The sequence below is a fragment of the Exiguobacterium sp. SH0S2 genome, from assembly GCF_004337185.1.
GTDB classification, from domain to species: domain Bacteria; phylum Bacillota; class Bacilli; order Exiguobacteriales; family Exiguobacteriaceae; genus Exiguobacterium; species Exiguobacterium aurantiacum_A.
The window spans coordinates 45,108-53,651 of record NZ_SJVB01000008.1 but is presented as its reverse complement, the minus strand read 5'-3'; the positions used below and the strand labels follow the sequence as shown (position 1 = coordinate 53,651).

Below are 8,544 nucleotides of genomic sequence, written 5' to 3'. Positions count from 1 at the left end.
TTCAGGGAACAATCCCTTGTCTGGTGGCGATAGCGAAGCGGCCACACCCGTTCCCATGCCGAACACGGAAGTTAAGCGCTTCAGCGCCGAAAGTAGTTGGGGGTCTCCCCCTGTGAGGATAGGACGTTGCCAGGCCATATGAAGGACGACCAAGCACATGCTTGGTCGTCTTTTCTTTTGAGCGACGACGCATTTGCGTCGTCGCTTTTCGTTTGCCTTTTTTTAAATCAGTGATAGAATAAAAACAAAAGTCAAAGATGGTCAGAGGGTGGTGGAGATGAGAAACATATCTGATGTAATCGAACAGTATTTGAAGCAAGTGCTGAAGGAAAGTCAGGCAGAAGCGATTGAAATCAAACGACAAGATATCGCGAAACGTTTTGAATGTGTTCCGTCTCAAATCAACTATGTCATCAATACACGTTTTACGGTCGAAAAAGGCTACCTTGTAGAAAGTAAGCGAGGCGGGGGCGGTTATATTCGAATTCGTCGCGTCATTCTTCATGAGAAACAAGACTTGCTGACGAGTTTAATGGATATTTTACAAGACCATCCTCGCCTGACGGAACAACTTGTTGAAAACATTTTGATCCGTTTATTTGAAGAAGGTATGTTGAGCGAGCGGGATGTCCGTTTACTGTACCACTTGTTGTCCGACGAAACGCTCGGCTTGAACGCCGACGACCGCTATCTGATTCGAAGACAGCAGCTACTCGCCCTGATGAAGTTACTTAGTTATCACTGACGGAGGCTTAAGACATGTTATGCGAACGGTGTAAACGGCGTCCTGCCGTCAATGAAGTCGTTATGTTGGAAAACGGGGTCCCAGTCGAACGAAAACTATGTCGGAACTGTACAGTCGAAGTGATGGCTGGTTACGTTCCTGTCGTGAAGCGGTGTCCAACTTGCCAGATGACACAGAGCGAGGTGACGCACCTAAGAAAAGCGGGCTGCGCCTCATGCTACACAGTTTTCCGTGAAGAGTTGATTAAAATGACACGTCAGTACCAGCAAGGGCATGACCATCATGTCGGTTCGGTACCTGACGCGTTACGCACACCGGATGAGCGAATCGGCGAACGTCTTGTAAAGTTAGCAGGGGAGTTAGAACGGGCCGTCGAACAAGAAGATTATGAACGAGCGGCACGAATCAAAAAAGAAATGACGCAACTGAAAGGGCAAGGTGAGGCGTGATGGAGACATTCCTCAAACATCCACTCGGTCCAAAAATGAAAGAACGGGCCAAGCTTGATGATCTTGTCATCTCGACACGAATTCGTTTGGCACGCAATTTAAAAGACACCGTCTTTTCTCCTACATTGTCTCAAGAAGGACAGCGACAGCTATGCGAACGCATCGAGACGGCCTTGGGCGGCTTACAAGGCTTTGAATATCTGCATATGCGCGCCTATGATCAAGTGACGCGGCAAGCTCTCGTCGAAAAGCATTTGATCAGCCCGACGATTGCGGAAAAAGATGAGAGTGCTGTTTTCCTGAGTGAAGACGAGACGATTAGCGTGTTGATTAACGAAGAAGATCATTTGCGCATCCAAACGTTGCTTCCCGGCTATCAAGTCCAAGAAGCGTTCGAACTTGCGAAACGAGTCGACGCGCTCTGTGGTGAGTCGCTCCCATACGCTTTCGATGAAGAGCTTGGTTATTTGACGACGTGTCCGAGCAATATCGGTACCGGACTTCGCGCATCGGTCATGCTTCACCTGCCGGGTCTGACGTTAACGGGACGAATAACTCCTATATTAGTAGAACTTCGCAAACTCGGATACACGATTCGAGGACGTTACGGAGAAGGCAGTGACGCAGCCGGGCGTTTGTTCCAGTTATCGAATCAACGGACGCTTGGCAGCGATGAATCGCAGCTGTTATCTGATTTTATGGAAATTACAGAACAAATCGTCCACGCAGAACGTCAAGCCCGAGAACAGCTCCTAGCCGGTAACCAAGATGAATTGGAAGATCAGTTTTATCGTTCTTACGGGATTTTACGGTATTCCAAATTATTGTCGTCGACAGAGGCGATTGAACGGTTATCCGATTTACATTTAGCGAGTGACCTCGGTATTTTGTCCGACTGGAGTCCACCGCAGTTTCATGATTTGATCGTCCGCCTACAATCAGGTTTCCTACAAAAACATTTCGGGAAAACATTATCTACGAAAGAACGAGATCGCGAACGAGCGACTCTCGTACGTCGAACGTTAGATCATGGTTTAGTTTGATCCAACTTTAAGGAGGTTTTGTCAATGATGTTTGGTCGATTTACAGAACGAGCTCAGCGCGTATTAGCTTTAGCACAAGAGGAAGCGGTACGACTTGGCCATCATAATATTGGTACGGAACATATCTTGCTCGGACTTGTCCGTGAAGGTGAAGGGATTGCTGCCAAAGCGTTGTTCGCCCTCGGTCTAACTTCTGAGAAAATTCAACAAGAAGTCGAGGCGCTGATTGGCCGTGGTTCTGAGAACGGTTCGACAATCCACTACACGCCGCGTGCGAAAAAAGTAATCGAGCTCTCGATGGATGAAGCCCGTAAACTCGGTCATTCTTACGTCGGGACAGAGCATATTTTACTCGGATTGATTCGTGAAGGCGAAGGCGTCGCTGCCCGCGTCTTGAACAACCTCGGTATCAGCTTGACGAAAGCACGGCAACAAGTGCTTCAACTTCTCGGGAACACGGAATCGTCGTCAAACGCATCACAACCAGGCACGAGCGCAGCGACACCGACACTTGATGGCTTGGCCCGTGACTTGACGCAACAAGCGCGTGAGTCACGTCTCGACCCTGTTATCGGCCGTGCCGGTGAAATCCAACGGGTCATCGAAGTGTTGTCTCGCCGGACGAAGAACAACCCGGTATTGATTGGAGAGCCAGGTGTCGGTAAGACGGCAGTTGTCGAAGGACTCGCGCAACAGATCATCAACAATGAAGTGCCGGAGACGCTTCGCAACAAACGCGTCATGGTGCTTGACATGGGTACGCTCGTCGCGGGAACGAAATACCGCGGTGAGTTTGAAGACCGATTGAAAAAAGTCATGGACGAGATTCGCCAGGCCGGCAACGTCATTCTCTTCATCGACGAGTTACACACGTTGATTGGGGCGGGTGGAGCCGAAGGAGCGATCGATGCCTCGAACATCTTGAAACCGTCGCTCGCGCGAGGAGAGCTCCAGTGTATCGGTGCAACAACGCTTGACGAGTACCGGAAATACATTGAGAAGGATGCCGCACTCGAACGCCGCTTCCAACCGATTCAAGTGAATGAGCCGACGACGGACCAGGCTGAACAGATCTTGTTCGGTTTGCGTGACCGCTATGAGGCTCACCACCGTGTCACAATTACGGATGAGGCGATTCATGAAGCGGTTGTCTTATCTGACCGCTATATTTCGGACCGGTTCCTTCCAGATAAAGCGATCGACCTCGTCGACGAAGCGGCTTCGAAAGTTCGCCTCCGTTCATTCACGGCGCCGCCGAACTTAAAAGAGCTTGAAGCACGTCTCGAATCGATCCGTAAAGAAAAAGATGCGGCCGTCCAGAGCCAAGAGTTTGAAAAAGCGGCTTCGCTTCGTGATACAGAACAGAAGCTTCGCGATGAACTCGAGCATCTCAAATCAGAATGGCAGAACAAGCAAGGCAATGAAAAGCTTGAAGTGACGAAAGAAGACATCGCTCAAGTCGTCGCAAGCTGGACGGGTGTGCCGGTGACAAAAATTGCCGAAGAGGAGACAGACCGTCTCCTCAAGCTCGAGTCGATCTTACACGGTCGGGTCATCGGTCAAGATGAAGCCGTCAAATCAATCTCACGGGCGATCCGTCGGGCCCGGGCCGGACTGAAAGATCCGAAACGTCCGATCGGTTCATTCGTTTTCCTCGGACCGACCGGTGTCGGGAAAACGGAACTAGCGCGTGCTGTCGCTGAGGCGCTCTTCGGTGACGAGGATGCGATCATCCGAATCGACATGTCAGAGTATATGGAAAAACACGCGACGAGCCGTCTCGTCGGATCACCTCCAGGGTATGTCGGATACGAAGAAGGCGGTCAGTTGACGGAGAAAGTCCGTCGTAAGCCATACTCGGTTATCTTGCTTGATGAGATTGAGAAAGCTCACCCTGAAGTGTTCAACATCTTGCTCCAAGTGCTCGATGACGGGCGTCTGACCGACTCGAAAGGTCGTACGGTCGACTTCCGCAACACGGTCATCATCATGACGTCAAACGTCGGTGCGGCCGCACTTAAACGAAACAAATATGTCGGCTTCACCGTCGAAGATGACGTGAAACGTGAATATACGGAAATGAAAGATAAAGTCATGGAAGAATTGAAGAAAGCGTTCCGGCCTGAGTTCTTGAACCGGATCGACGAGATCACCGTCTTCCATTCGCTTCAAAAAGAGCATATCCAAGAAATCGTCAAACTTATGGCGAAGACGCTCACAGACCGACTTGGCGAGCAAGGCATCGATTTCACTTTGACAGAATCGGCGCTTGAGAAGATTGCCGTCGTCGGCTATGACCCTGAGTACGGGGCTCGTCCGCTCCGCCGTGCGCTCCAACGCGAGGTGGAAGACCGACTCTCAGAATCGATGCTCAGCGGGGAAATCACGAAAGGCAGTAAAGTGGCTCTCGATGTTCAAGACGGTGAATTCATCGTCCGCAACGAAGGTGTCGTCCAGTAAATACGGAGCTCCCTCTCTCTTGTGAGGGGGCTTTTTTAGACAGAAGGGAATAACATGGCAAAAATTAAAACGAAGTACGTATGTCAGTCTTGTGGATATGAATCCCCAAAATGGATGGGTCGTTGTCCGGGATGTAACGAGTGGAACACGCTCGTCGAAGAATTTGTTGAAGAAAAGAAAGCGAAACGGGGAGCTGCGTTCGTCCATAGCTCGTCGCGACAACTGAAGCCAGAGCGTCTCTCAGACGTCGTTTCCCAAGAAGAAACACGTGTGCATACGAACAGTCAAGAGTTCGACCGGGTGCTCGGGGGCGGAATTGTCCCGGGCTCGCTTGTCCTCGTCGGTGGGGACCCGGGGATCGGGAAGTCGACAATTCTCCTGCAAGTGAGTGCACATCTCGCCCATAGCGGTCGGAAAGTGCTATATATTTCTGGGGAAGAATCGTTGAAGCAGACAAAGCTGCGCGCAGAACGACTAGGGTTACCGACGCAGGATTTATACGTTCTCGCCGAGACGGACATGCTCATGATCGAACGGGTCATCGATGAAGAGGAACCTGGGTTCGTCATTATCGACTCGATTCAGACGGTATACATGGATGAAATCCAATCGGCGCCAGGCAGCGTCGCCCAAGTGCGGGAATGTACGGCTGCGCTCATGAAAATTGCCAAGACACGAGGGGTCGCCGTCTTTATCGTCGGCCACGTGACGAAGCAAGGATCGATTGCCGGACCGCGTCTGCTCGAGCATATGGTGGATGCTGTTCTGTATTTTGAAGGAGAACGTCACCACACGTTCCGGATTTTACGGGCCGTCAAAAACCGGTTCGGTTCGACGAACGAGATTGGAATATTCGAGATGAAAGAAGGCGGTCTTGAGGAAGTGCTCAACCCGTCAGAGATTTTCCTCGAAGAAAGGACGGCGGGCGTCTCAGGCTCGACGGTCGTCGCGTCGATGGAAGGGACACGGACGGTACTCGTTGAGCTGCAAGCACTCATTTCCCCGACGTCGTTCGGGAACCCCCGCCGGATGGCAACGGGAATCGACCAAAATCGGGTCGCTCTTCTTATGGCCGTGCTGGAGAAACGTTCGGGTCTCTTGCTTCAAACGCAAGATGCTTATTTGAAGGCGGCGGGCGGGGTCAAGCTCGATGAACCGGCAATCGATTTGGCGATTTGTATTTCCATCGCCTCGAGTTTCCGGGACCGTCCGACTCGTCCGACCGATGTCTGCATCGGCGAGGTCGGATTGACCGGGGAAGTGCGCCGTGTGTCACGGATTGAGCAACGTGTCGCGGAAGCGGCCAAGCTCGGTTTCACGCGTGCGATTATTCCGAAGAATAACCTAGGGGGCTGGACCGCCCCGCCTGGTATCGACGTGGTCGGTGTCAGTACTGTCGATGAAGCGCTCCAACTTGCCATCCCGTTCTGACGGGGCGCTTCCGGCAGTTTTTAACGCTTTGTAACGAACGGATTTAAAAGAACCGTGTTACAATATAAGTGTTATTTTTTTGAAATTTTAATTCAATAGAAGGAGGTGGAATGAGTGAAGATTGCAGTGCGACTCGGATTTATTTTGATTGGACTCGTCGTCGGATGGTTTGGCATGATCGAAGCGATGGTGCTTCTTGATGACCTCGGTGTCAGCGTGCCGGCATGGTTGACGATTCCTTACGTTGCTAGTTTGATTGGTGGACTTATCTTCTTCATTCTCAGTTTATTTTTGACCGATGTGATCGTCAAATTTATCCGTTTTGTCGAAGAACGGCTCGTCCGTTTACCGGTCGGCGATATTTTATTCGGCTCGATCGGATTGATCATCGGTTTATTGATTGCCTTTTTGATCAGTGTATCGCTTGAGGTCACAGGCATCTTCTTACTCAGTAAGATTGTACCGATTTTTGTGACTGCCCTGTTCGGTTACTTTGGATTTGCCGTTGGTTACCGGAAGCGGAACGAATGGATCAAGTTGTTCGTGAAAAGTGAACGGGACAAGCCGGAAGCGGAACCATTACGCCGCTCTAACGATAAAATATTAGATACAAGCGTAATCATCGATGGTCGGATCGCCGATATTTCGAAGACCGGATTCATCGAAGGGACACTCATCGTTCCTCAGTTCGTCATCGGAGAGTTGCAGTACATCGCCGACTCGTCGGATACGCTTAAACGGAATCGAGGCCGACGCGGTCTGGATATTTTAAAAGAGCTCCAAAACAACGATCGAATCGAGGTCGAGATTTACGATGGTGACTTTGAAGACGTGGCCGAAGTCGATATTAAATTGATCAAGCTCGCCGAGTTAAAAAAAGGCATCGTCGTGACGAACGATTACAACTTGAATAAAGTGTGTGAAGTCCGAAACGTACCGGTGCTCAACATTAATGATTTGGCCAACTCGGTCAAACAGATCGTCATTCCCGGAGAAGAGATGGTCGTGACGGTCATCAAAGAAGGGAAAGAACAGAACCAAGGGGTCGCTTACCTCGAAGACGGGACGATGGTCGTCGTCGAAGGCGGACGCAAGCTCATCTCGAAGACGCTCCCTGTCGTCGTGACGAGCGTACTCCAAACATCCGCGGGCCGAATGATTTTTGCTCGCCCTGAATAAGTATGGAAAAAGAGACGCATCAGCGCTCTCTTTTTTCACGAAGAGAGGTGAACGTGATGGTACGTTACACGGTCGTCATCCCGGCTGCCGGGAAAGGCAAACGTATGGGAGCCGATGAGAATAAGTTGATGTTGTCGCTCCAAGGAAAACCGATCATCGTCTGGACCGTCGAGGCGTTTGCGAGAGACACATGGTGTGAACAGATTGTTCTGGCGATTCGTCCGGAAGAAGAAGCCTGGTTCGCGCATGAGTTACGTCACGTCCCGACGCCGATTACGTACGTGGCAGGAGGGGAAGAACGGCAACAGAGCGTTCGAGCCGGTTTACAGACAATCGACACGGACGGAGTTGTGTTGATCCATGACGGGGCCCGGCCGTTCGTTCGAATCAGTCAGTTGCATCAAGTAGCGGAAGCGGCTCAGACGAAAGGGGCCATTTTAGCCGTTCCTGTGAAAGATACGGTGAAACAAGTGACCGCGGGGACGATTACGCAAACTGTTCCCCGTGAGACGCTTTGGCTCGCTCAGACACCGCAAGCGTTTCCTGTGGCTGACATCCGGGCGATTCATGACCAGGCAGAATCATCCCAATTCATCGGGACTGATGATGCGAGCTTGTTCGAGTGGTCAGGTAAAGAAGTCACCGTCATTCCAGGTGACTATCACAACATAAAAATGACGACCCCCGAGGATTTGTTGTTCGGGGAAGCGATCTTGACGAAGGAGGACTATCGATGAGAATCGGACAAGGTTTTGATGTACATGCGTTCGCAGAAGGGCGCCCGCTTATATTAGGAGGGATCGAGATTCCCCACGACCGCGGTTTGCTTGGACACTCGGATGCCGACGTGTTACTTCACACCATCGCAGATGCGGCGCTCGGTGCCATCGCGGCAGGGGATATCGGCAAACACTTCCCGGATACGGATCCCGAGTTTAAAGATGCAGACTCGAAAGTGTTGCTCCAACACGTATGGCAACTCGTCAAGGCAGAAGGGTATGTGCTCGGCAACGTAGACGCGACTGTTATGGCGGAACGGCCGAAGCTCCGGACGTATATCGATGACATGCGCGCGGTCATCGCCGAACTGCTTGAAGCTGATATTAGCCAAGTGAACGTGAAAGCGACGACGACGGAACGGTTAGGTTTCACGGGACGTGAAGAAGGAATCGCCGCCCAGGCGGTCATCTTGCTCAACCGTGCTTGAAAAAAGTGGTATACTATTTGGGCAGAAGAG

8 protein-coding genes and 1 rRNA gene are annotated in these 8,544 nt (G+C 51.1%); all 9 read left to right on the top strand.

The annotated features are described in order from the left end of the window. Window positions 1-19 precede the first annotated feature (19 nt). The 9 genes from rrf to ispF all read left to right on the top strand — a co-directional run bounded on the left by rrf (window position 20) and on the right by ispF (window position 8,514). Window positions 20-135: ribosomal RNA gene (gene rrf, locus EVJ21_RS14745) — 5S ribosomal RNA — on the top strand. Between the two features lie 142 nt (window positions 136-277). Further along, window positions 278-745 (top strand): CtsR family transcriptional regulator, encoded by a 468-nt coding sequence (locus tag EVJ21_RS14740; protein WP_070329265.1) that lies wholly within the window; start codon window positions 278-280, stop codon window positions 743-745. Between the two features lie 14 nt (window positions 746-759). Continuing rightward, entirely contained in the window at window positions 760-1,194 is a 435-nt protein-coding gene (locus EVJ21_RS14735) for a UvrB/UvrC motif-containing protein (RefSeq protein WP_070329264.1), read from the top strand. After that, on the top strand, window positions 1,194-2,237 hold the full coding sequence (locus EVJ21_RS14730) for a protein arginine kinase (protein ID WP_131490781.1): 1,044 nt from the start codon (window positions 1,194-1,196) through the stop codon (window positions 2,235-2,237). Before EVJ21_RS14735 ends, EVJ21_RS14730 begins: the two co-directional genes overlap by 1 nt. Window positions 2,238-2,261: 24 nt before the next feature. Then, window positions 2,262-4,697: an ATP-dependent protease ATP-binding subunit ClpC gene (clpC, locus tag EVJ21_RS14725; protein ID WP_070329262.1), complete on the top strand. Its 2,436-nt coding sequence runs from the start codon at window positions 2,262-2,264 to the stop codon at window positions 4,695-4,697. Window positions 4,698-4,751: 54 nt separating this feature from the next. Next, on the top strand, window positions 4,752-6,128 hold the full coding sequence (gene radA, locus EVJ21_RS14720) for a DNA repair protein RadA (protein ID WP_131441626.1): 1,377 nt from the start codon (window positions 4,752-4,754) through the stop codon (window positions 6,126-6,128). A 114-nt stretch (window positions 6,129-6,242) separates the two neighbouring features. Beyond that, window positions 6,243-7,307 carry a PIN/TRAM domain-containing protein gene (locus EVJ21_RS14715; protein WP_070329260.1) on the top strand — a complete coding sequence of 355 codons (1,065 nt, stop codon included), beginning with the start codon at window positions 6,243-6,245 and terminating at the stop codon, window positions 7,305-7,307. Window positions 7,308-7,363: 56 nt separating this feature from the next. Beyond that, complete coding sequence (gene ispD / locus EVJ21_RS14710; RefSeq protein ID WP_201739024.1) at window positions 7,364-8,044, top strand: 2-C-methyl-D-erythritol 4-phosphate cytidylyltransferase; 681 nt, start codon at window positions 7,364-7,366, stop codon at window positions 8,042-8,044. Next, the gene (ispF, locus tag EVJ21_RS14705; protein ID WP_131466502.1) at window positions 8,041-8,514 is read left to right on the top strand and encodes a 2-C-methyl-D-erythritol 2,4-cyclodiphosphate synthase; all 474 of its coding nucleotides are present in this window, start codon (window positions 8,041-8,043) and stop codon (window positions 8,512-8,514) included. The genes ispD and ispF overlap by 4 nt, the downstream gene beginning before the upstream one ends. The last annotated feature ends 30 nt before the right edge of the window (window positions 8,515-8,544 follow it).

Bases quoted from the DNA above. Each gene is read 5' to 3' on its own strand.
- EVJ21_RS14735 (WP_070329264.1), top strand. From the start codon at position 760: ATGTTATGCGAACGGTGTAAACGGCGTCCTGCCGTCAATGAAGTCGTT.
- clpC (WP_070329262.1), top strand. From the start codon at position 2,262: ATGATGTTTGGTCGATTTACAGAACGAGCTCAGCGCGTATTAGCTTTA.
- ispF (WP_131466502.1), top strand. From the start codon at position 8,041: ATGAGAATCGGACAAGGTTTTGATGTACATGCGTTCGCAGAAGGGCGC.
- EVJ21_RS14730 (WP_131490781.1), top strand. From the start codon at position 1,194: ATGGAGACATTCCTCAAACATCCACTCGGTCCAAAAATGAAAGAACGG.
- radA (WP_131441626.1), top strand. From the start codon at position 4,752: ATGGCAAAAATTAAAACGAAGTACGTATGTCAGTCTTGTGGATATGAA.
- EVJ21_RS14740 (WP_070329265.1), top strand. From the start codon at position 278: ATGAGAAACATATCTGATGTAATCGAACAGTATTTGAAGCAAGTGCTG.
- ispD (WP_201739024.1), top strand. From the start codon at position 7,364: ATGGTACGTTACACGGTCGTCATCCCGGCTGCCGGGAAAGGCAAACGT.